General features: G+C 41.2%; 23 protein-coding genes and 1 tRNA gene. 11 read left to right on the top strand and 13 right to left on the bottom strand.

Annotated features, from left to right (window positions below):
- Positions 1-17: 17 nt before the first annotated feature.
- From hemN to HMPREF2573_RS06050, 3 genes are all read right to left on the bottom strand, one after another.
- Positions 18-1,427 (bottom strand): oxygen-independent coproporphyrinogen III oxidase, encoded by a 1,410-nt coding sequence (gene hemN / locus HMPREF2573_RS06060; protein ID WP_070472900.1) that lies wholly within the window; start codon positions 1,425-1,427, stop codon positions 18-20.
- A 186-nt stretch (positions 1,428-1,613) separates the two neighbouring features.
- A complete protein-coding gene (gene pth / locus HMPREF2573_RS06055) occupies positions 1,614-2,186 on the bottom strand; it encodes an aminoacyl-tRNA hydrolase (protein WP_003657021.1) in 573 nt (190 codons plus the stop codon).
- 76 nt (positions 2,187-2,262) lie between these two features.
- Entirely contained in the window at positions 2,263-2,934 is a 672-nt protein-coding gene (locus HMPREF2573_RS06050) for a 50S ribosomal protein L25/general stress protein Ctc (protein ID WP_003658644.1), read from the bottom strand.
- Between the two features lie 474 nt (positions 2,935-3,408).
- Between HMPREF2573_RS06050 and putP the strand changes: the two genes are divergently transcribed.
- Both putP and rpsU read left to right on the top strand, forming a co-directional pair.
- Positions 3,409-4,905 carry a sodium/proline symporter PutP gene (putP, locus tag HMPREF2573_RS06045; protein ID WP_003657018.1) on the top strand — a complete coding sequence of 499 codons (1,497 nt, stop codon included), beginning with the start codon at positions 3,409-3,411 and terminating at the stop codon, positions 4,903-4,905.
- A 398-nt stretch (positions 4,906-5,303) separates the two neighbouring features.
- The gene (rpsU, locus tag HMPREF2573_RS06040) at positions 5,304-5,519 is read left to right on the top strand and encodes a 30S ribosomal protein S21 (protein ID WP_003657016.1); all 216 of its coding nucleotides are present in this window, start codon (positions 5,304-5,306) and stop codon (positions 5,517-5,519) included.
- 165 nt (positions 5,520-5,684) lie between these two features.
- Here the strand turns inward: rpsU and minE are convergent, their stop codons facing one another.
- From minE to HMPREF2573_RS06015, 5 genes are all read right to left on the bottom strand, one after another.
- Complete coding sequence (minE, locus tag HMPREF2573_RS06035; RefSeq protein ID WP_003657015.1) at positions 5,685-5,960, bottom strand: cell division topological specificity factor MinE; 276 nt, start codon at positions 5,958-5,960, stop codon at positions 5,685-5,687.
- A gap of 2 nt (positions 5,961-5,962) precedes the next feature.
- Positions 5,963-6,778 (bottom strand): septum site-determining protein MinD, encoded by an 816-nt coding sequence (gene minD, locus HMPREF2573_RS06030; protein ID WP_003657013.1) that lies wholly within the window; start codon positions 6,776-6,778, stop codon positions 5,963-5,965.
- Between the two features lie 154 nt (positions 6,779-6,932).
- Positions 6,933-7,715, bottom strand: a complete 783-nt coding sequence (minC, locus tag HMPREF2573_RS06025; RefSeq protein ID WP_003657011.1) for a septum site-determining protein MinC — start codon at positions 7,713-7,715, stop codon at positions 6,933-6,935.
- Positions 7,716-7,873: 158 nt separating this feature from the next.
- Complete coding sequence (locus HMPREF2573_RS06020) at positions 7,874-8,917, bottom strand: hypothetical protein (RefSeq protein ID WP_003657010.1); 1,044 nt, start codon at positions 8,915-8,917, stop codon at positions 7,874-7,876.
- Positions 8,918-9,098: 181 nt separating this feature from the next.
- Positions 9,099-10,055: an acyltransferase gene (locus HMPREF2573_RS06015; protein ID WP_070472898.1), complete on the bottom strand. Its 957-nt coding sequence runs from the start codon at positions 10,053-10,055 to the stop codon at positions 9,099-9,101.
- Positions 10,056-10,411: 356 nt separating this feature from the next.
- Here HMPREF2573_RS06015 and HMPREF2573_RS06010 point away from each other — a divergent pair, with 356 nt between their 5' ends.
- On the top strand, positions 10,412-11,086 hold the full coding sequence (locus tag HMPREF2573_RS06010) for a YiaD family glycine zipper/OmpA-like lipoprotein (RefSeq protein ID WP_003658639.1): 675 nt from the start codon (positions 10,412-10,414) through the stop codon (positions 11,084-11,086).
- Between the two features lie 628 nt (positions 11,087-11,714).
- Positions 11,715-12,239, top strand: a complete 525-nt coding sequence (locus HMPREF2573_RS06005) for a c-type cytochrome (RefSeq protein WP_003663156.1) — start codon at positions 11,715-11,717, stop codon at positions 12,237-12,239.
- Between the two features lie 270 nt (positions 12,240-12,509).
- Here HMPREF2573_RS06005 and HMPREF2573_RS06000 read toward each other — a convergent pair.
- The 5 genes from HMPREF2573_RS06000 to gatC form a co-directional block, all read right to left on the bottom strand.
- Positions 12,510-12,586 (bottom strand) — tRNA-Pro (locus HMPREF2573_RS06000).
- A gap of 201 nt (positions 12,587-12,787) precedes the next feature.
- On the bottom strand, positions 12,788-14,260 hold the full coding sequence (gatB, locus tag HMPREF2573_RS05995) for an Asp-tRNA(Asn)/Glu-tRNA(Gln) amidotransferase subunit GatB (RefSeq protein WP_070472894.1): 1,473 nt from the start codon (positions 14,258-14,260) through the stop codon (positions 12,788-12,790).
- A 33-nt stretch (positions 14,261-14,293) separates the two neighbouring features.
- Positions 14,294-15,235 (bottom strand): class A beta-lactamase BRO-1, encoded by a 942-nt coding sequence (locus HMPREF2573_RS05990; RefSeq protein ID WP_003657002.1) that lies wholly within the window; start codon positions 15,233-15,235, stop codon positions 14,294-14,296.
- A 75-nt stretch (positions 15,236-15,310) separates the two neighbouring features.
- Positions 15,311-16,789, bottom strand: coding sequence for an Asp-tRNA(Asn)/Glu-tRNA(Gln) amidotransferase subunit GatA (gatA, locus tag HMPREF2573_RS05985; protein ID WP_070472891.1), 1,479 nt, complete (start codon positions 16,787-16,789; stop codon positions 15,311-15,313).
- Between the two features lie 93 nt (positions 16,790-16,882).
- On the bottom strand, positions 16,883-17,170 hold the full coding sequence (gene gatC, locus HMPREF2573_RS05980; RefSeq protein WP_003658632.1) for an Asp-tRNA(Asn)/Glu-tRNA(Gln) amidotransferase subunit GatC: 288 nt from the start codon (positions 17,168-17,170) through the stop codon (positions 16,883-16,885).
- A gap of 316 nt (positions 17,171-17,486) precedes the next feature.
- Here gatC and HMPREF2573_RS05975 point away from each other — a divergent pair, with 316 nt between their 5' ends.
- From HMPREF2573_RS05975 to rplB, 7 genes are all read left to right on the top strand, one after another.
- The gene (locus HMPREF2573_RS05975) at positions 17,487-18,098 is read left to right on the top strand and encodes a Maf family protein (RefSeq protein WP_003656996.1); all 612 of its coding nucleotides are present in this window, start codon (positions 17,487-17,489) and stop codon (positions 18,096-18,098) included.
- 187 nt (positions 18,099-18,285) lie between these two features.
- Positions 18,286-19,914, top strand: coding sequence for an Rne/Rng family ribonuclease (locus tag HMPREF2573_RS05970; protein WP_003658629.1), 1,629 nt, complete (start codon positions 18,286-18,288; stop codon positions 19,912-19,914).
- A gap of 399 nt (positions 19,915-20,313) precedes the next feature.
- Positions 20,314-20,625 carry a 30S ribosomal protein S10 gene (rpsJ, locus tag HMPREF2573_RS05965; RefSeq protein ID WP_003656991.1) on the top strand — a complete coding sequence of 104 codons (312 nt, stop codon included), beginning with the start codon at positions 20,314-20,316 and terminating at the stop codon, positions 20,623-20,625.
- A 52-nt stretch (positions 20,626-20,677) separates the two neighbouring features.
- The gene (gene rplC / locus HMPREF2573_RS05960) at positions 20,678-21,316 is read left to right on the top strand and encodes a 50S ribosomal protein L3 (RefSeq protein ID WP_003656990.1); all 639 of its coding nucleotides are present in this window, start codon (positions 20,678-20,680) and stop codon (positions 21,314-21,316) included.
- A gap of 14 nt (positions 21,317-21,330) precedes the next feature.
- Positions 21,331-21,933 carry a 50S ribosomal protein L4 gene (gene rplD / locus HMPREF2573_RS05955; RefSeq protein ID WP_003656988.1) on the top strand — a complete coding sequence of 201 codons (603 nt, stop codon included), beginning with the start codon at positions 21,331-21,333 and terminating at the stop codon, positions 21,931-21,933.
- Entirely contained in the window at positions 21,930-22,259 is a 330-nt protein-coding gene (gene rplW / locus HMPREF2573_RS05950; protein ID WP_003656987.1) for a 50S ribosomal protein L23, read from the top strand. Before rplD ends, rplW begins: the two co-directional genes overlap by 4 nt.
- Before the next feature lie 10 nt (positions 22,260-22,269).
- Positions 22,270-23,097: a 50S ribosomal protein L2 gene (gene rplB, locus HMPREF2573_RS05945; protein WP_003656985.1), complete on the top strand. Its 828-nt coding sequence runs from the start codon at positions 22,270-22,272 to the stop codon at positions 23,095-23,097.
- The last annotated feature ends 1 nt before the right edge of the window (position 23,098 follow it).

Here is a 23,098-nt window from a genome sequence, read left to right as displayed (position 1 = left end):
TGTCTGAATACGATAAGCTAGATAACTTTTGAGAAACGATTGGTGTGTTTTTTGCCTAAATATTCATCAAACACCATCGCAATGCTGCGTCCTAAGATTCGACCTTTGGGCAAAATTGTGATGCCATCTTCATCTATTTGAACCAAACCATCGGTTTGCATATCTTGTAGGTTTTTAATTTCATTGGCGAAATATTCTTTGGCATCGATGTCAAATCGTGCGTGCAAATCCTCAAAACTCATGTAATCATGGCATAAAAGATTCATAATGACATGGCGACGCAGTGCATCTTTATCATCACTTTGGATGTGTTTGATGGCGGGCAGTGTATTGGCAAGAACAGTGGCTTGATAGTCGACCAATGCCGTTGGGTTTTGCAAAATATGCTTGCCGATTTGGCTGATTGCACTGACACCAAAACCCAATAAATCGCACTCGCCTAAGATTGCATAACCTTGAAAGTTACGATGCAGCTTACCTTGTCGTTGTGCAATAGCCATGGCATCATCTGGCTTGGCAAAGTGATCAATCCCAATATATTGATAGCCTGCATTACCAAGCGATGTGATGATATTACCAAACATGGTTAGCTTATCGGTGGGGCTGGGTAGGTCTGCTTCCAAAATGCGTTTTTGGGCAAAAAATCGTTCGGGTAAATGTGCGTAATTGAATACCGAAAGACGGTCTGGCGAAAGCTTGATGATTTGTTCAATGGTAGCATTCATGCTGGCAGGTGTTTGATGTGGCAGTCCATAAATCAAATCAATATTGGTTGAGCCAAAGCCTAGTGCTTGTGCTTCTTGCATGACATTTTGAATCAACTCAAGCGATTGTACACGATTGACGGCAATTTGTACTTTTTTATCTAAGTCTTGTACACCAAAGCTTAGACGATTAAACCCCAAATCTTTTAAAATTTTTAAGGTATTTGGGCGTAGTTCTCGTGGGTCAATTTCGATTGAAAAATCACCCTCATCAGCAAATAAAAACTCTTCATGCAAAAAATCCCAAAGCGTGATGAGTTCATCATCACTTAAAAAAGTGGGTGTACCGCCACCAAGATGTAACTGTTTGACCCAAGTCTTACCACGCAATAAAGATTTTTTATGGCGGATTTCGGCAAATAAGTAGGTCAAATAATCGCCTGCATCGCTGTTTTTTTTGGTGATGATTTTATTGCAGCCACAGTAGTAGCATAAATGATGACAAAACGGAATATGAATATACAAAGATAATGGTATGGCAGGATTTCGGTTTACTAAAATTTGAGCTTCAACGCCTTGTTCGATTGGCATGAATTCTAAGGCTGTTGGGTAGGAGGTATAGCGTGGACCTTGGCGATTGTATTTTTGGATTAAAGCTTCATCATAGCGGATACCATCAAAATGCTGGGCGGTACGATGGGCATAAGGATTTGGCGTGGTCATAACTATCCTTTTTGGGTGATTTAACATGAATCAATAGACATATTATAACGCAAATCCACAAATTTTTCAGGGATTTTAATCCTTTTTTGCTGTATCCGCCATTAAAATGGAGTACCGATGAATATATTAGGCGGATTTGATGTGCTTATATACCAAGTCTGGATTGGTAAGATTGGTAGGTTTGTATTATCTAAAGCCATTAATTTGATTGCGTGCACGCTCCATATCGCCTAAGATAATTTCATGGATTGAGGCGACGGCACAATCAATGGCGGCTGTAATACTGATACGGTCATCAGCAGAAGGTTTGCTAAGTACATGACCGCTGACTTGTGATGAGTGCATGGGTCGACCGATACCAATACGCAATCGATGAAAATCAGCACCAATGTGTGGCACGATATCTTTTAAGCCATTATGACCACCATGACCACCACCTGTTTTTAGTTTAATACTACCAACTGGAATATCAAGTTCATCATGTGCGATTAAAATACTTTCTGGATGAATGCCATAAAATTTAGTAAAAGGTGCAACAGACTGCCCTGATCGGTTCATAAAAGTTTCGGGCAATAGCAGGCGTACTTCCTGATTGTGAATCGTGCCACGCCCCACTTGACCATGAAATTTTTTATCAAAAATCAACCGAATACCAAATTTATCGGCAAGCTGTTCAACGAACCAAAAGCCTGCATTATGCCGTGTTTGTTGGTACTGTACACCAGGATTACCAAGCCCTACAATTAATTTGATGCCCATTTTGCTTGCCTATTTTTGGTATGTGATGAAAAAACCAGTAAGCAAGTTACTGGTTTTTAAACTATCAGAGTGTATGTTACTCTTCGGTAGTCTCTTCAGCGTCAGCTGGTGCTACTTCTGCTTCTGTTGTCTCTTCGGTTGAAGCTTCGGCATCATCAGCAGTTTCAATGACAGCAGGTGGCTGCATGGTAGCGATGGTACGGTTTAGGTCAGCTTCATCATGCGTCACCAAAGTCACCTCATTTGGCAGTGTGACATCGCTAAGATGAATAGAATCGCCGATGGCAAGGTTTGCTACATCAACTTCAATAGCTTCTGGTAGGTTGCGTGGTAAGCAATTCACTTCGATATCATTCACCAAGATTGTAAGAATACCACCTTCTTTTTTACCGACAGAGCTGTCTTCATTGATGATATTTACAGGCACATTGAAATTCATGGTTTGACCACGAACGATGCGTTGAAAATCGATATGTAATGGAAAGCCTTTTGATGGGTGGCGTTGAAGTGCTTTGATGATAACTTCATGCTCAGCACCATCTAGATTGATGGTGATAACGCTAGAAAAAAAGCTTTCGTTAGACAAGGCTTTAACGATTTCGTTGGTTTTAACACAGATGGCCACAGCCTCATCATTACCACCGTAAATGATTGCTGGAACAAGATTGTCTTTACGCAGGCGGCGGCTCGCACCTTTACCCTGCTGCGATTCAGCACGCGCAACACCATTTAAAGTAAATTGGCTCATGAAAGATCCTTTTGGATAGATAAATGTCAAATGTCAGACGAGCTTGCGACCAGCTCGCCAAGTGATGCCCAAATGGGCGTTTTATCATTTTGATCATACTTTGATAATCAAAATAAAATAAGCATAATATTATACCTAAGTTTTTTAAATTAACAAATCTTTTTTAAAGGATTTTAATGGTTTACTTATAACATTTCCCTAAAGTCATCAAACGATAGGGGGTTGATTATCATTTTATGAGAAAGTTTGAATTTGATTACCGATTGCAAACAAAACAAATGGGCAGTTTGGTCATTTAATTAAAATTAAGTGAATAAATATTGATGGTATTCTGCCAAATGATAATCATTTGTTATTTTCGTGTTATAATGTGAATATACATATACTTTGTGTATGTATTTTTAATATTTCAACCAATATATTTTATTAAAAATGATAACATGCGCTAGGCTGGTTATCAAAAGGAGATTGACCATGCAATCTGTAGAAACAGGTGTATGGATTTCGTTGGCTGTCTATTTTATTTTGATGATTGCAATCGGAATTTATGCTTATTTTAAACAAAAAAATGACATTGAAGGATATATGCTTGGCGGACGCAATCTAAGTCCTGCTGTAACTGCATTATCTGCAGGTGCGTCTGATATGTCAGGCTGGCTTTTGCTGGGCTTGCCAGGATACATGTACGCTTCAGGCGTGGTAAGTATTTGGATCGCACTGGGTCTGACCATTGGTGCTTGTGCTAATTATCTGATTGTTGCACCGCGTTTACGTGTTTATACCGAGCTTGCAGATAATGCTGTTACTTTACCAGATTATTTTTCAAATCGTTTTCATGATAAATCACATCTTTTGCGTATCATGTCGGCGGTGGTCATTATCTTATTTTTTACGGTTTATACAGCAGCCAGCTTGGTGGCTGGTGGTAAACTGTTTGAAAGCTCATTGAATTTATCATATAGCATGGGTTTGTGGGTAACAGCAGGCGTTGTTGTGGCTTATACCTTGTTTGGCGGCTTTTTGGCAGTGTCATTAACTGACTTTGTCCAAGGCGTCATTATGCTGATTGCCATGCTAATTGTACCTGTGGTAGCATTTGGCGAGATTGGTGGTGTGTCTGAGGCGATGGCGATTGCCACACAGACAAATACCGAGGTCTTTAATTGGATGAATGGCGTGACTGTCATGGGTGTTATCTCTTTGATGGCATGGGGTTTTGGCTATTTTGGTCAGCCACACATTATTGTACGCTTTATGGCAATTCGCTCAGTTAAAGATGTTCCGACTGCCATGGTGATTGGCATGGGCTGGATGATTTTAAGCCTAATTGGTGCTTTGATGGTTGGCTTGGCAGGGATTGCTTATGTGGCACGCACAGGTATAGAGCTTAAGGATCCTGAAACCATCTTTTTGGTATTTTCACAAGTGCTGTTTCATCCGCTGATTTCAGGATTTTTGTTGGCGGCAATTTTAGCAGCAATTATGAGTACCATCTCAAGCCAATTGCTGGTGGTCTCAAGTTCACTGACACGAGATATTTATAAGTTATTTTTGGATAAACAAGCCTCAGAGGCACGCCAAGTGCTTATTGGCCGTATTTCGGTTGTTTTAGTCGCGATCATTGCGATTATGTTGGCAGGCGATAGCAACAGTTCAGTATTAAATTTGGTATCACATGCTTGGGCAGGATTTGGGGCAGCATTTGGTCCATTGGTAATTTTAAGCCTGATGTGGAAGCGTATGAACCGAAATGGTGCTTTGGCTGGCATGATTGTGGGTGCCTTGACGGTGATTATTTGGGTGTATGGTGGTTTTGAGATTGGCGGTCAGCCAGCTAATGATGCCATTTATTCAATTTTACCCGGTTTTGCTTTTAGTTTGGTGACAACCATTGCAGTAAGTCTGATGACAGCACCGCCGCCTGTTTATATTGTTCAAAAATTTGAGGATATGGAAAAGGGGCTAAAATAGTCTTTGTCATTATTAAACACTACTTGCTTATTTGATGATCAAGTAGTGTTTAACTTTTTAAACTGCGTGTTAGCTCAATCGGTTTGAATGGTGAAAATGGGTTGAAATTAATCAATGTTGCCTATATTGTCACAGTGTGAATGATAATAAAAATAAGTATTTATTGACAAAAAATTAGACCATATTAAACATGACTGCAATTAATCCTTGTTTTCTTATAAATATTCATGTATAATTTTCGCTGTTTTGTCTGTCTTGATAAAACAGACCATATCACCAAAGGGTGAATGGGTTTATTTTTTTTCCGATTTGAGCTGATGCCCGTCCCAAGACAACGGAGCTATATAGCGAATAATACAGCCAGATTGATGCCACCTGTCTTAAATATGGAGTAACCTATGCCTTCAGTAAAGGTAAAAGAGAACGAACCAGTTGATATTGCGATCCGTCGCTTCAAGCGTGCTTGTGAAAAAGCTGGCGTGCTAGCGGATGTTCGTAAAAAAGAATTCTTTGAAAAACCTACGCAAGAGCGTAAGCGTAAAAAAGCGGCTGCCGTTAAACGCTATAAGAAAAAAGTCTATCGTGAGCAAGTGCGTCATCAGCGTAAGTACTAATTATTGTACTGCTCGACTGCATCTGCAATAAAGATTAAACCCTAGATTATTCTAGGGTTTTTTATTTTAGTTGTTGGCTAATAAATAAGATTTAATCATTTAAGCCTTATCAAGATAAAAACGCAGAGCATAAGACTTTGCGTTTTTATTCAATCAATCTATTTGCTACTTGCGATCAGGTAAACTGATGTTCATCTCAAGCATATCCAAGTTATCTTCATGACGATGATTAATGTTAAGGTCGTCAATATTAACACCGTTAACATACTTATTGACCACGGCTAAGATTTCACGCTTCATCTGCTCAATGCGATCAGCAGTCAAGCGAGTATTGAGTCGGTCGTGGCTGGCAACGATAACTTTTAGGCGGTCTTTGGCAATATCGGCACTGTTTGGACCGCATTGATTGCCGAACAACGAACTCCAAAATCCTTTTTTCATGACTAGCCTCCAAATAAGCGTTCAAAGAAGCCTTTTTTCTTCACTTCTAGGTGGCGCAGTGGCACATCTTCACCCAAAAAACGAGAAACAATGTCTTCATAGCATTGACCAGCAGCGGAATCTGTAAAGTGAATGACTGGTTGCCCTTGGTTTGAAGCTTCTAAGACGGCATTACTTTCTGGAATGATACCAATCAGAGGCACGCGTAAAATTTCATCGGCGATGGTATGATAATCCATCATCTCACCTTCGGCTGCACGCTGTGGATTGTAGCGAGTGATAACCAAATGCTCACGCACACTACCACCATCTTCTACTTTTTTGGTACGGCTTTGTAGGATACCAATGATACGATCAGAGTCTCGTACCGATGAAACTTCAGGATTGGTAACGATGAGTGCTTCATCAGCATGATACATCGCAAGCTGTGCACCACGCTCAATACCCGCAGGGCTGTCACAAATGATAAAATCAAATTTCATATCATCTGCCAGCTCTTTCATGACTTTAGCCACGCCTTCATCGGTCAGAGCGTCTTTGTCTCGCGTTTGCGATGCAGGCAAAATGTATAGATTTTCAAATTGTTTGTCTTTGACTAAGGCTTGAGCAAGCTTGGCATTACCACTGATCACATCTACAAAGTCATAGACGATGCGATTTTCACAACCCATAATTAGATCTAAATTACGCAAACCGACATCAAAGTCAATGATGACTGTTTTAAAGCCACGCTTAGCAAGCCCTGCACCAAATGATGCACTGGTGGTGGTTTTGCCGACACCGCCCTTACCTGAAGTTACTACAACGATTTTTGCCACAATGGCACTCCTTAAAATAAGATAAAGCAAACAGCGATGATACAATCAACGCACAAATTTACCCAAATTTAACATATTATTAGCATAGCATATTTAGGAATTTTCATCAATTCATGAGTAATTATTTGGATAAAATTATCCAAAAAATTGGTGCTTATAGCTGGTTTAGTAGGGTGAATACCAATCCTTGTGCTTCATCATAAGTAACTTGTACTGCCTGATCAATCATCTCGCTTGGGATGGCATCACGCAAGCAATAAGTACCTGCAACTGACACCAAAGATGGATTAAATTTTTGGCAAAAAATGCGTGCTTCTTTATCACCCGTTGCACCTGCAACAAGTCGCCCCAAACCACGCCCATAAATGTGCAAACTGTTATCCGTAATGGCTTCTGCACCATCATTGACGCCACCAATGACTGTCAAATCACCCCCTAAGTGTTGTAGGCTTTGACCTGAACGCAACATATGTGTATGAATGCCGCTCACTAATGAGCGATGATTATCTTGAGCGGTTGATAGCGTGGAACCTTGCTGAGTACTTACAGCAGCAGCTGAGATGGGTTTGTCAGTGTCATAGTTGGGTGCAGGCACTGTACCGCTTTGATTGGGATTTGATTTGTCTTCGGTATTTGGCAATCGTTCAATGCGTTTACCATCAGCAGGAAAGATTGCCAAGCGTAGATCTCGTGCTTGATTATCTAAAGGACCGCTCACCACACCGATGGGCTGCACATCCATCAGCCAAAGCATATCAATGAGTGCATCCAGCTCAAGATTTACCGTGCTATCAATCACAATCGGCAAGCCACTGGCAATGGGATTGTTGCTGAGTACTTGCATCAAATCCTTTCGAATCTCGGTTAAGTCATCGGTATGGACTTTTAGGCGACTGAAAGTTAGCATTTTACCAAATAAAGTGACGGCTTGGGTCATAAGAATGATGCCTTATAAAAATAATGCCTGAATTGAAAGGATTGGCTTAATTTGCCATTGTAGCACTTTTTAAAAAATGAAAAAAGTACGCCAGTTTCAAATGGGCAGTTGTTTTTTATGGTGATATTGTTGAGTTTTAACTTGTTCTTCAAAATAATTTAGCACCGCTTCAATAATCTCGGCAATGAGTATCTGAATCTCAGGACGAGAGGCATCAATTTGGGCAACACCATGGGCAATCGATGACATAGAGTATCTAGTGTTATATCGTCAAACAAATGACGATTGACAGCAGTGGTGACATTTTGCCCGATTTGATTGCCAATGGTGTGAATTTGTGATTCTATCATACCATCTGCAATGGGGATGAGTTTTAGATATTTGTGTAATTCAGGGGTGTTGGTGAGTGCTTTTTCTACGGCTTGCCCAATATCAATGGCAAGTTTTTCACCGTGATTTGCCAAAAGAGCGGATTGTAATTTGGGCGTCAACTCGTTACGCAATAAGGTGAGTAAGGCAAGCTCAATTTGGGTACGATTACGCTCAATGGTCTGGTGAATGACTTTAGCACCCCCAGCACCATCACGAGCGATTTGGGCACGAAAATTATCAATTGCTGTCAAAATTACCCGATCAGACAGCCCCTCAAGTAAAAGATGATAATAAAATTTGGCAGAATCTACCCAGCGTTTGGGAATAACCTGAATACCCAATCGGTGTAATCTTTTGGTAATGACTGCAGCTCGCAAAAGTCGTAACGCACGCAACGCAGGAAATACGCCCAAAACCTCATACCAATGCACAAATGGAAAGAAAAACCAGCGGTAATAAGTTTTTTGATAAATCGCCAAACTCCAGCGTGCTAATAAATCCATTATCCAAAATAATGTAAAAAATCCGCCAAGTGCAGAGATATGCAAGTGATGATCGGTTTGATAGGTTGTTACAGCCTGTGATATCGTCAACCAATTGGCAATACTGAGTGCAAAACCACTCATTAAAATATTGTCAATGATCATTAAAATCAAATCGATGAATAATAATATCAACATGACAATATCATAGCCAAGCTTAAGGCGGCTAGGTGGGTGGTCGCTGTATTTTTGAGTGCCATAAAACGGAATGGCATCGTTTGGCAAGTCCGCTTGTTGTGGCGTGCCAAATTCTTCAAAATCTTTGGCATTATTTGGGGGCGCTTTCATGGTTTTACCTAATCAATTGCATGGGTCAATAAAGAGGTGATGCATGTATTTTATCCAAACCAAAACCAAAAACCAACCAAAACAAGCACAACAGGCTTTTTTAATGAAGTATTAAAAAAGCCCACCTTTGTTAAAATATATTTTAACCATATCTTGTGGTGGACTTTTGTTTATGGTTTAATTAAGACTGATGAAATTCCGCCAGTCTTTGACTTATTTTTTTATCTTTGGCTTGCCAAATTTCATCAAGCCAAGCATAAAGTGCATGTTTGATGGTTTGATTGGTATCGTATTCACCATGTTTAAGTGCTGTTAATAACTCATCATTTGGGCTGATAAATTCAATATCTACCGATAGCCGTGTCAGTTTACCTGACCAAAGGTCGCTGTATTTCGGTGCGCCGTCTGGATAAACCAAAGTCATATCCAAAATACCATCAATCTCATCACCAAGGCTGGATAAAGCCAGTGCAAAACCACCCGCCTTAGGTCTTAACAGATGCTTATACGGAGAGGATTGCTTGGTGTGTTTCTCAGCAGTAAAGCGTGTTCCTTCTAAATAATTGAGTAAGACAAAAGGCTTATTTCTCAAAGATTGGCAAGCTCGTAATGCTTCATCCAAATCACGGCGAGCCAATTGAGGGTTTTTGGCAATTTGTGCTTTGGTATGGCGTTTCATCATGGGAAAATCTAAAAAATAAAAGGCTTGACCAACAACTGGGATATAAATCAGTTCATGCTTGGCAAAGAATCGGGTGATGGGCAGCCGACCTTCGCTGATATACTGAATGATGCTGGTATCTACCCAAGATTGGTGATTACAAATTAGCAGATATTTGCCATTGGGATTTAAATTTTTGGGTAAAAAAATACGCCAATCTTTATGAGGTAAGACCTTATCAATCAACAAATTATTGGTATGAATCCAGCGATTGGCAGCTGTGATGATGGTTTGATCGGCTAATTTTGAGCGAGTGAGTGTCTTAGCCAAGCCCGCCCCAATGACAGGTACACCCAATGCCAAACTATTGGCGGTAATGGCACTTGCGTTGGTGAGTAGTGAAAGTTTCTGGGCAAGTTTCGGTTGCTTGGTGTGCAGTTTTTTAAATAAGGGCAGCATTTTGCGAGAGTTTATCATGAGTTACCTACATACAGTGATGCATATCATTTGACAGTATCGATAAAAGTTAATAAGAGTTGATTAAATTTGAAAAAAGCTTCATGATTAAGAACAGTTTACCAAAAACTGCTGAAAAATGCATAAAATTAACAAAGGTAATCTATCGTTGACTATGCATTTTTGATTAAAAATAATAAAAAGTGCACATCTGTGCTACAGTTATTATACAAATAAGTAAGAAATTTTGCTCATAATATTTCATAATATAAGTAAGTAATCAACTTACATTTTGTATTTAGATGCAGAAATATTTTCTAATCTTAGAATTTATAATAATTTCACATTTGGTTAGCCAAAAAGCAAAAGGAGTTTTTATGAAAATTAAAGCATTGGGTGTTGTGCTGTTGGCATCAAGTATGGCTTTGGCAGGTTGTGCAAATACAGGCACAACTGGCAATGGCACAGGATTTGGTGGTGCTAATGTCAATAAGGCGGTGATTGGGGCTGTGGCAGGTGCACTTGGCGGTACTGCCATTTCAAAAGCAACTGGTGGCGAAAAAACAGGTCGTGATGCCATTTTGGGGGCGGCAGTTGGTGCAGCAGCAGGGGCGTATATGGAGCGTCAAGCAAAGCAGATTGAGCAACAAATGCAAGGAACGGGCGTGACTGTAACCCACGATACCGACACGGGTAATATTAATCTAACTATGCCAGGTAATATTACTTTTGCTCATGATGATGATACTTTAAACAGTGCATTTTTGGGTCGTTTAAACCAGCTGGCTAATACGATGAATCAGTATCATGAAACAACGATTGTCATTGTAGGACATACAGACTCAACGGGTCAAGCGGCTTATAATCAAGAGCTGTCTGAGCGTCGAGCGGATTCAGTGCGTTATTACTTGATTAATCAAGGCGTTGATCCATATCGTATTCAGACAGTGGGGTATGGTATGCGACAACCGATTGCATCGAATGCAACCGAAGCAGGTCGTGCTCAAAATCGCCGTGTTGAGCTGATGATTTTAGCACCGCAGGGTATGTAAAAATGCTTGGCTTATCTGACTAAGATAACATAGCGTTAATGAATGAGATACAGATAACCATCATACGAATATACACAATATGAATGTATAAAATCTTAGTATCGTGAGTATCGTGGTTGCAAGTTATTTGGGATAAAGCCGTCAAATGTGGATTTGGCGGTTTTTATTTTTAAGGTTTAAAATGTTATCAAAGGTCGGTATGGCTTAATTTGATAATTAAATTTTAATGATTATCTACCAATAATTAAATTTTATTGATAAAAAATAGTTAAAATAAAAAATTGGACAACCTTATATCACAACCATATTTTTAACCGTATTTTTATTTTGATTGACTTTCTAATAGTTATGGGTTTCTTATTTTCATTAGGTTATGGGCTGTTATCTTGTGAATGGGATGTTGCTTGGCTTTATGATTTGGCATGACAATTCCACATGATTTATTTAAAATATCATTTGTTGTTACTATTAAATATGTTAAAATATTGATGTGATGGTAATAAACTATCACAGATGCATCCAGCACTCATAGTCAGCCTAAAGCAGAGTTAAATTTGGTGATCAAACCAAGTTAAATGATCAAACCAAGTTAACTGCAAAGCGCAAACCAAACTGTATCGGAGCAAATATGAAACACCAAAAACTAAAAGTACAGCCACTTATTTTTTCTTTGTGTTTGGGTCTTTGGTTGACAGGATGTGGTAGCGATAATTCAACATCCACGCCTGCACCTGTTAATGAAACCCAGCCAAGCACACCAACCAGCGAGCCTGCCCCAGCTCAGCCTGAACCAAGTGTTGAAACTCAAGCAACACCTGAGACGGCAGAGACCCAAGACGCCCCTGAAGTGGCGGAAGTGACTGAGCCAGTTGATGTTACTACAAGTCATGCACCAGTGGAAGCTGCATCTATTGAGGTGGGTAAAGCTCGCTATGAAAAGACTTGTAAAGTATGTCATGATGCAGGCTTGCTTGAAGCACCAAAAATCACTGACAAAGCTGAATGGCAAAAACGCCTAGATGAAAAAGGTTTGGAAACATTACAGGCGCACTCTGCCAAAGGATTTAACAAGATGCCAGCCCAAGCGATTGGCGATGTAGCAGAATCTGAGGTTTATGCGGCGGTTAATTATATACTTGAGCAAGCCAAATAAACCCCATTGAGCCAATCTAAAACAAGCACATGGTTAATGTTAATCATGTGCTTTTATGAGAATGCTGACGGCTGAGGCTCTTTTATTTGCGTATCGGTGAGCATTTTTTACCCCTTGTTGATATCATAAAATCAGATAACAAATGATACTAATGATTTCATTGGATTTAGAAAAATGGGGAGTAAATGACACCATTAGGATAAGAAAAAGGCTAAAAGCATTAAAAATAAAAAGGGTGTCGCACTGAAATGGACACCCTAAAATAATATTTGGTCGGAATGATAGGATTTGAACCTACGACCCCTTGCACCCCATGCAAGTGCGCTACCAAGCTGCGCTACATTCCGTAATCTTTTATATTTTAACTGATTTTTGGGAATTTGCAAGATAATTTATAAGTTTTTTGATCTTAAAGTAAAATCATCAAAAAATTATGCCCTATGGCGATTGTAGATGTGCTTATCAAAACAAGTGCCACACCAAAGGATCATTATTCGCCTTTGGTGTGACATAAAACGAAACTTAAGTACGATGAAATTAAGCTTAAATTACGCTCCAATCATCTGTTTTAATAACGCATTGACCTGAGCGGGGTTTGCCTTGCCACGGCTGGCTTTCATCACTTGTCCGACCAGTCCATTAAAGGCTTTTTCTTTTCCGCCTCTGTATTCATCCACCATGGTTTGGTTATTGGCAAGTACATCGACGATGATGGCTTCAATTGCCCCTGTGTCGGTCTCTTGTTTTAGTCCATGCTCGCTGATAATTTCATCAGCACTTTTGTCAGACTCCCACAGATGACCAAACACCTCTTTGGCGATTTTACCGCTGATGGTATCATCCAAAATTCGCACAATCAGCCCTGCCAAACGCTTGGCACTGATGGGTGATTGGTCAATGGTCAGCTCATTTTTGTTCAGTGAGCCTGACAGCTCGCCCATGACCCAGTTGGCTGCGATTTTGGCGTTATTTTTGCCAATGACATCAAGTACTTGCAAGAAATAATCCGACAGTTCACGACTGCCATTTAGTACATTGGCATCATAGGCGGTCAAGCCAAATTCACTCACAAATCGCTCTTTGCGTACGCTTGGCAGCTCTGGCATATCGGCACGCACCTTGGCAAGTGTCTCATCTGATATGATGACAGGCAACAGGTCAGGGTCTGGAAAGTAGCGGTAATCGTTGGCTTCTTCTTTGGTACGCATGGCACGAGTTTCATCACGCTCAGGGTCATATAGGCGTGTGGCTTGCACGACTTTGCCACCGTCTTCGATGACATCAATTTGGCGTTCAATCTCAGACTTGATAGCACGGTGAATAAAGCGAAATGAGTTTAGGTTTTTAAGCTCACAGCGAGTACCAAAGGGCGTGTTTGGCTTGTGTACCGACACATTAATGTCTGCCCGAAATGAACCCTCTGCCATGATGGCATCACTGATACCCAGCCATGTAACCAGTTCGTGAATGGTCTTGACATAAGCAACCGCCTCATCAACCGAACGCATGTCAGGTTCAGAGACAATCTCAATGAGCGGGGTGCCTGCACGGTTCAAATCCACACCCGTCATCTGCGGTACAGCATCATGCACCGATTTACCAGCGTCTTCTTCTAGGTGAGCTCGTGTGATACCAATGCGTTTGGTGTATTCATCCTTTTGCCCTGCATTGACCAAAATGTCAATATAACCCTCGCCCACAATAGGATTTGCCATTTGCGTGATTTGATAGCCTTTGGGCAGGTCAGGATAAAAGTAATTTTTGCGGTCAAAAGTGTTATAAGTGCCAAGTTTGGCATTGACACCCATGCCAAATTTTAAGGCACGCTCAATCACGCCTGCATTTAAGACAGGCAACGCCCCTGGAAAGCCCAAATCCACTATGGTGGCTTGGGTGTTTGGCTCTTGCCCAAAGGCGGTGGGGGCGTTTGAAAAGATTTTGCTGTCGGTGTTTAATTGGCAATGAATCTCAATACCAATCACGACTTCATAGCCGTCAATTAGGGGGGCTTGTTGGGTCATAAATTTTTCTATTCACTATAAAAATTTAATGGATTATAAAAATGGATAAATTTCTTTACCAATTTGTGCCATTATTTCATCTTTTTGATTTTTAAAATCAAGGGATTTACCATCATGGGGCTGGGTGATAAATAGGCTGATAAAATAAGGTTTATTATTTTCATTCCAAATCACAGCAATGATATTTTTTGATTCACTACCTGTGCCTGTTTTGTCGCCAATTCGCCAATTTTTTGGTAAATATTTTCTCAATAAATTATCAGCAACTTTATCATTGATAAGCCAAGTTATCAACTGTTCTTTGCTTTGATTGGATAGGATATTGCCTACAATCAGTGCTTTTAGGCTTTTTGTGTAAGGAATTGGTTTTGCGGTATCACTGGTTTCACCATAATGTGAGCGATTTAATAAAGGCTCATTATTTGCCAGCACCATATCCGCCCCAATCTCTTTCAAAAATTGATTGAATGCAGTCAAACCCCCAATTTTATCCAACAAGATATTAGCAGAACCATTATCACTCAGTGTTATGGTAGCTTCGCACAATTCACTAATAGAAATTGGTTTATTCTCATCAAAGTATTTTTTACAGACAGGAGAATATTCTATCAAATCGCTTTCTTTAATGATGATTTTTTCGTTTAAATCCAATTTTTCTTTATCTACAAGTAATAATATATGACTTGCAATAAAGGCTTTAATGGTACTATTAACAGGAAAATATTCATTACCACGATGACTGGATAGTTCACCATTGTCAGCAATAATCGTCATACCAATTTTGGCATTAAATTTATTTTCCCAAATTGGCAATATCTCTTTTAATTTATTTTGTAATAAATTTGGATTGTTTGTTATCTTATCATCGGGCAAATAATCATCAGATAAATTCGTTTTACATCCAGTTAATAAATTGCCAGAAAAAATAATAGGTAGTGCCAATAAGGTTTTTTGTAAAAAATGACGGCGTTGCATCATTATCTCCTTTTATTGTTTGGGATAAATTTATTATTGTTTGGGATAAGTTTATCATTCACCCCAATCCAAAAATCACTTCACCAAATCCGCCTTTGCCTGATGAAAATCGGTATGGCTTTGGTAAATGTGAGCGGTTTTTAACAGCTCGCTTTCCGCCCAATGCTTACTAATAAGCTGCAATCCCACAGGTAGGCCGTTTGCTTGTCCCACAGGGTGCGATAGGGCGGGCAGACCTGCCAAGTTCACACCAATGGTGTAGACATCGCCAAGGTAAATACTGGCAGGGTCAAGGCTTTCACCCAGTTTATAAGCAGCCGTTGGGGCGGTGGGACTGGCGATGATGTCGCATTTTTCAAATGCCTTTTTAAAGTCGTCCACGATAAGACGGCGTACCTTTTGAGCTTTGGTATAATAAGCGTCAAAATACCCTGCCGAGAGAGCATAAGTACCCATGATAATACGGCGTTGCACTTCTTCGCCAAAGCCATCAGAGCGGCTGCGAGTGTATAAGTCGTGTAAGTCTTTGGGATTTTCACAGCGATAACCAAAACGCACGCCATCATAGCGAGATAGGTTTGAGCTGGCCTCAGCGGGGGCGAGCAGATAATAGGTGGCAAGTGTGATGGCAGGGTCGGTAATGTCCACTTCTACAATTTTTGCCCCCAGCTCTTCATATGTGGCTAGGGCAGCACGAATGGATTTTTCTACTTCATCATCAAGCCCTGCTCCAAAATACGCTTTTGCCACACCGATTTTTTTGCCTGTCAAAGGTTTGCCGTCTGTGGCTGTTGCCAAAATGTCCGCCACATAATCCTCACTGGGGCGATTGATGGATGTGGCGTCTTTGGGGTCATGCCCTGTCATTGGGGCGAGCAGGTAGGCACAGTCTAGGGCAGATTTGCCAAAAGTGCCCGCTTGGTCAAGGCTTGAAGCATAAGCAATCATGCCATAGCGAGACACACGCCCATAAGTGGGCTTGATGCCTGTGATGCCACAAAAACTGGCAGGCTGGCGAATAGAACCGCCTGTATCTGAGCCTGTCGCCACAGGCACAAAACCTGCCGCCACCGCCGCCGCTGAACCCCCTGACGACCCACCTGGCACACGCTGGACATCCCAAGGGTTATGCACTGCCCCAAAATATGAACTTTCGTTGTCCGAACCCATGGCAAATTCGTCCATGTTAAGTTTACCAAGACTCACAAAGCCACTGTTTGCGATGCTATCAACGACCGTTGCATCATAAGGCGATATGAAGTTGTAGAGCATTTTTGAGCCAGCAGTGGTCAAAACCCCTTTGGTACATAGGTTGTCTTTATGAGCCATTGGTACGCCCAAAAGTGGACGGTTGTCGCCTTTTGCACGCAGTTTATCGGCAAGTTCGGCTTGGGCTAGGGCATTGTCAAAATCTTTGGTGATGAAGCTGTTGATTTGACCATCTAAGCGGTTAATGCGATTGGCAAAATGCTCTACCAGTTCATGGCTGCTAAATTGTTTGTTTTTTAGACCGTCTGCTAATTCATGGACGGATAGGTGGTGTAAATCTGTCATAAAATGCCTTTTTTATGTTGAATTTTGTTTTATTTAAATGTTAAATCCAGATGGGGTCTAAAAACATACTGCCATTTTTTAGACCATGCCTTGTTATTCAATCACCTGTGGCACCAAATATAACCCATCTTGCACCATAGGGGCAACCGCTTGAAAACCGTCTCGGCCAATGTCAGAATTGGCAATGTCAGCACGCAGCTCATTACAAGCTTCGTGGATATTTGCCAAAGGCTTGATATTATCAGTGTTTACGCCATCTAATATGTCCATCATGGCTAGGATTTTATCCAAATTGCCTGCATAGTTTTGGGCGGTTTTTTCATCAAGAGCAAGGCGTGATAAATTTGCACAGTCCAAAATGTCTTCGGTGGTGATGGTCATGAATGCTCCTAAAAATCATACAAATTTGTTTAAATTGATCAGTAAGCAGATAAGTCATGCTTTTATGGATTGGTTGTGATCTCACGCCATCGCATGCCACGAAAAGCCAATCGCACTAAACTGAATTTGATTTGTCTTATAAAGTTAACGACATAAAGCCTAATAAAATGGTTAATTGTACCATAGCTTGAAACAGGCACAAAACAAACTTTTAAATCTGAGCGGTTTTTACTTATAAATATTTATCAGTGAGCCATTTGACCAAGCTGGTCAAAAAGCGGATAATGCGTTTGTTGTCTACTATCTTAAACCGATTATGAATGATATAAAAACTTTGCCGATTGTGTTGGCATCCACATCACCAAGACGCCAAGAGCTGCTTTTGGCTGCAGGCGTGAAATTTGTTGTAAACGCAGTTGAGATTGATGAGTCTTGGCAAGCCAAAGAGGCACCAACAGACTATATTAATCGCATGGTGCTGACCAAGGCACAGCAAGCAGCCCTGAACAGCCATTTGCCAGATAAGTGCCTTTTGATCACCGCAGACACCATTGGCGTGATTGATGATTTGGTACTGACCAAGCCCAAAGATCAGGCGGATGCATATCGTATGTGGCAGATGCTTTCAGATACATCGCATGAGATTTGGACGGCAGTGTGTATTAGCGTGATTGATGCAAGTCAAATTGTTGACCAAGCAGTCATTTGTGAGTGTACCAAAGTAACTTTTGTTAAAATCACCCAAGCGATGATGGCAACTTATTGGGCAAGCGGCGAACCACAGGATAAGGCAGTTGCTTACGCCATTCAGGGCGGTGCGATGGCTTGGGTGCTATCGATTGATGGCAGTTATACCAATGTTGTTGGATTGCCATTAGCACAGACATTGGCTTTGATTGATAAAATGGCTTTACAAACAGTCAATTAGCCCCATTTTGTTCATTGATTGTATTGACCAATGCATTTATATATGACGATGTTTAAATTGCATAGACTGATATCAGATTTATGAAATCAATAAACCCATCTAGGGGCATTAAACTTGCACATTAAGAAAATATCACTTACCATAAGTATCAGATAAAGATTACCAAGTTATAAATAAAGAGTAAATAATGTCAGAAGAATTATTAATTAATTATACACCCATGGAGTCGCGCATGGCGGTGCTGACCGATGGCGTTACCAGTGAAATTTTGATTGAACGCCACCAAAAATTGGGTTTGGTTGGCAATATTTATTTGGGTACTGTGGCGCGAGTTTTGCCGGGTATGCAGGCAGCGTTTGTGGATATTGGACAAGCCAGAACTGCATTTTTACATGCCAATGATATGCAAAAACCCAAGCGTAGTAGCGACAGCTTAGACGAAGCACCACCAGCACCGATTACACAGCTTCGCATCGCACATCAAAGTAACGCTTCTCAAGATGAGCGTGCTGAGCAAAATGGGTATAGCTCAGCCATCGATATCCAAAGACCTGCTTTACCCAAAAAACCTGAGTCACCAAACGCTGAATTAATTCAATATCGCCTAAGAGAAGGCGATAAAATTTTGGTGCAAGTCGTCAAAGATGAACTTGGTACAAAAGGTGCTCGCCTGACGACGAACATCTCTTTACCATCTCGTTATTTGGTGTATTTACCTACAAATGATGAGTATGTTGGGGTATCGATACGCATCGAAGAAACTGAAGAGCGGACACGATTAAAAGAAATTCTGACGCAACTTATGCAAAACGCCAACTTAAAAGGCGGACTGATTGCACGCACTGCCGCTGAGGAGATGAGTGAGTCTAAGCTTAAAGAGGACATTTATTATTTATTACAACTTTGGCAAACCATCATCGCACGCCAAGCAGCGACACGGTTACATTCCAATAAACGCAGTGAGTTGATTTACCAAGAGCTATCACTGCCGCTTCGATGTATCCGTGATTTGGTTAATGAAAAAACAACCAAAGTGCTGATTGATAATGAGATGATGTATCATGAGGTAGCACATTTTGCCCAAGAGTTTGTACCTTTCATTGCACCGATGGTGACGCATTATGCAGGCGAGACTCCTTTATTTGATTTATATCGTGTCGAAGAAGATCTGCAAAATGCCCTAAAACGCCGTGTTGAGCTTAAATCAGGTGGCTATTTAATCATTGACCAAACCGAAGCGATGACAACCATTGATGTCAATACAGGTTCTTATGTTGGCGCACGCTGTTTGGAGGATACGGTTTATAAAACCAACCTAGAGGCAACACATGCCATCGCTCGCCAAATTCGTCTGCGAAACCTTGGTGGTATCATTATTCTTGACTTTATCGATATGTCCGAAGAGGTGCACAGAGCCGATGTACTAGCAAGCTTACAAGAGCAGCTCACCCATGACTATGCCAAAACGAATATCACTCAAGTCAGCGAGCTTGGTTTGGTAGAGATGACACGCAAGCGTACCAGAGAATCACTGCCACAACAGCTGTGTGAGCCTTGTCCTGTCTGTGATGGCAAAGGCTATATTAAGACTGCAGAAACGGTATGCTTTGAGATATTTCGTGAAATCATGCGCTATGGACGCACCTTTAATAAGCCTAAACAATTTACCGTCATCGCTCATTCAAGCGTGATTGATATGATGCTATCTAGCGAAGCTGGTACAGTGGCAGACTTAGAATATTTGATTGGCAAACCCATTCGTTTTGAGATTGAAAACTTTTTCACGCCCGAGCAGTACAACATTGCACTTGATTAACATTCACTGTTGATGTTCTTGATGAATTTTTGGTTATTGAAGACCAATTTATCGGTCAAATTTAAGAAAAATTAGCAAAAAGTCTCATATATACCTTGCATTGATAAATTTTTCGTGTATAATAGACAAATCATTTGAACTGCGTTGCACTTTTTGCAAAGAATGTGAAAAGTTTACTTCAACAATGAACCTTGTTCAACTCAAAGGAAGTACTAAGCAACGCCACAGCCAAAGCATCGTTTTTGGCACTATTGAACAAACACCCCTGCTACCTTGCTTTTGACATACGGTTGGCAGGGATAAGATTATTTTGCTTTTTATAATTCGAAAGTAAATTTTAACGGTTTAACTTTCATTCATTGATGAAAGTTTAAAGCACTTAATTAGGAGCTTGTTGGCATGGCTAACCAGAGAATCCGTATCCGACTAAAATCGTTCGACCATCGTCTGATTGACCAGTCGGCACAAGAGATTGTCGATACTGCAAAGCGTACAGGCGCACAAGTTTGCGGTCCTGTACCGTTGCCGACTCGTATTGAGCGGTTCAACGTATTGACATCACCACACGTCAACAAAGACGCTCGTGACCAGTACGAAATTCGCACCCATAAGCGTATGATTGACATCGTGCAACCAACAGATAAGACTGTTGATGCATTGATGAAGCTGGATCTAGCAGCTGGTGTTGATGTTCAGATCGCTTTGGGCTAATGAACATAAGTCTGGTTTGAACTATTAAACTATTAATATAAAGAGGTCTAAAATGGCGATTGGTTTAGTCGGTAAAAAATGCGGCATGACCCGAGTCTTCACTGAAGCAGGCGTTTCTATTCCTGTCACAGTGGTTGAGGTTGATGCCAACCGCATCTCGCAAATCAAAACAGTAGACACCGATGGCTATAACGCAATCCAAATCACCACAGGTGAGCGTCGTGACAGCCGTGTGACTGCTGCTCAAAAAGGACACTTCGCAAAAGCTGGCGTTGCTGCTGGTCGTGGTGTTTGGGAATTCCGTGCAGAAGAAAGCGATTTAGAAGGTCGTGAAATCGGCGGTAATATCCTAGCTGATATCTTTGAAGTTGGTCAGTTGGTCGATGTGACTGGTCAAAGCAAGGGTAAAGGTTTCCAAGGTGGTGTGAAGCGTCATAACTTCCGCACTCAAGATGCAACCCACGGTAACTCTGTTTCTCACCGTGTTTTGGGTTCTACAGGTCAAAACCAAACCCCAGGTCGTGTATTTAAAGGCAAAAAAATGCCAGGTCAAATGGGTAATAAACGAGTTACTGTTCAAGGCTTGGAAATCGTTTCTGTTGACGCCGAAAAAGGTGTACTGGTCATCAAAGGTGCTGTTCCAGGTGCTAATGGTGGCGATGTTATCGTACGCCCATCAGTCAAAGCCTAGTAAAGGGGATTAACGTGAATTTAAAAACTGTTACAGGTGCAGCGGTTGAACTATCAGAGATCACTTTTGGTCGTGAGTTTAACGAAGCCTTGGTACACCAAGTCGTAACTGCTTACCTAGCTGGTGCTCGTCAAGGTACTCGTGCTCAAAAAACTCGTGGCGAAGTTTCTGGTGGTGGTAAAAAACCATGGCGTCAAAAAGGTACTGGTCGTGCTCGTGCAGGCTCTATCCGTAGCCCTATTTGGGTTGGTGGTGGTCGTGCATTTGCTGCCAAACCACAAGATTGGTCTCAAAAAGTAAACCGCAAAATGTATCGTGGTGCAATGCAGTGCATTTTGGCGGAATTGGTTCGTCAAGAGCGTTTGGTTTTGGTTGATGACATCGCTGTATCAGCACCAAAAACCAAAGAGCTTATCGCTAAGCTGGCTGAACTGAATGCCCCACGCGCATTGATCGTAACTCATGAAGTTGACGAAAACTTGTACTTGGCTGCACGCAATATCCCATATGTGAATGTATTGGGTACTCGTGAAGTTGATCCAGTAAGCTTGGTTTCTTTTGACAAAGTGATTATGACTGTTGAAGCAGCCAAACAATTTGAGGAGACACTTGCATGAGCAACGCAAGACTATATCAGGTACTAAAAGCACCTGTATTTTCAGAAAAATCTCAGCGTCTGGGCGACACTCTTGGTGTGCAAGTTTTCAAAGTTGATAGCACTGCAACCAAGCGCGAAATCAAACAAGCTGTTGAGCTGATGTTTGAAGGTGTTGAAGTTGTCAAAGTAAACACACTTAATACCAAAGGCAAAACCAAGCGTTTTGGCCGTGTTGTTGGTAAGCGTTCTGACGTGAAAAAAGCGTATGTAACCTTAAAAGCTGGTTCAGACGTACAAATCGGTGCTGGTGAAGAAGCCACTGGCGAAACAGCGACTAACGAATAAGGAATAAAAAATGCCTATCGTAAAAGCAAAACCAACCTCACCAGGTCGCCGCTTTGTTGAAAAAGTTGTGCATCCACACCTTTATAAAGGTCGTCCTTATGCACCACTTGTTGAATCAAAAGCTAAAACTGGTGGCCGTAACAATAATGGCCGTATCACCACCCGCCATATCGGTGGTGGTCATAAGCAGCACTATCGCTTAATTGATTTTAAACGCAATAAAGATGGTATTCCAGCTGTTGTTGAGCGTATTGAATATGATCCTAACCGTACAGCACATATTGCTCTTTTGAAGTATGCAGATGGTGAGCGTCGTTACATTATTGCACCTAAGAAATTAAGTGTTGGCGATCAGGTTCAATCTGGAGAAGGTTCTCCTATCCGTCCAGGCAACTGCTTACCATTGAAAAATATCCCTGTCGGTACAGTAATTCATAATATTGAACTTAAAATTGGCAAAGGCGCTCAAATTGCTCGCTCTGCTGGTGCAGCGGTTCAGTTATTGGGTCGTGATGGTGCTTATGTCATCGTGCGTTTGCGTTCAGGTGAGACTCGCCGTATTCATGCTAATTGCCGTGCGGTTATTGGTGAAGTATCTAACACTGAAAATAACCTAAAATCACTAGGTAAAGCAGGTGCAGCACGCTGGCGTGGTGTTCGTCCTACCGTTCGTGGTACAGCAATGAACCCAATTGACCACCCACACGGTGGTGGTGAGGGTCGCAACTTCGGTAAACACCCAACCAGCCCATGGGGTCAGAAAGCTAAGGGTCTTAAGACTCGTTCTAACAAGCGTACTGACAGTATGATTATCCGTCGCCGTCGTGCCAAGAAATAAA

The sequence above is a fragment of the Moraxella sp. HMSC061H09 genome (assembly GCF_001809255.1).
In the GTDB taxonomy this organism is placed as follows: Bacteria; Pseudomonadota; Gammaproteobacteria; order Pseudomonadales; family Moraxellaceae; genus Moraxella; species Moraxella catarrhalis.
Note: the sequence above shows the minus strand (reverse complement) of the source record. Positions and strands in the feature narration are given on the sequence as shown.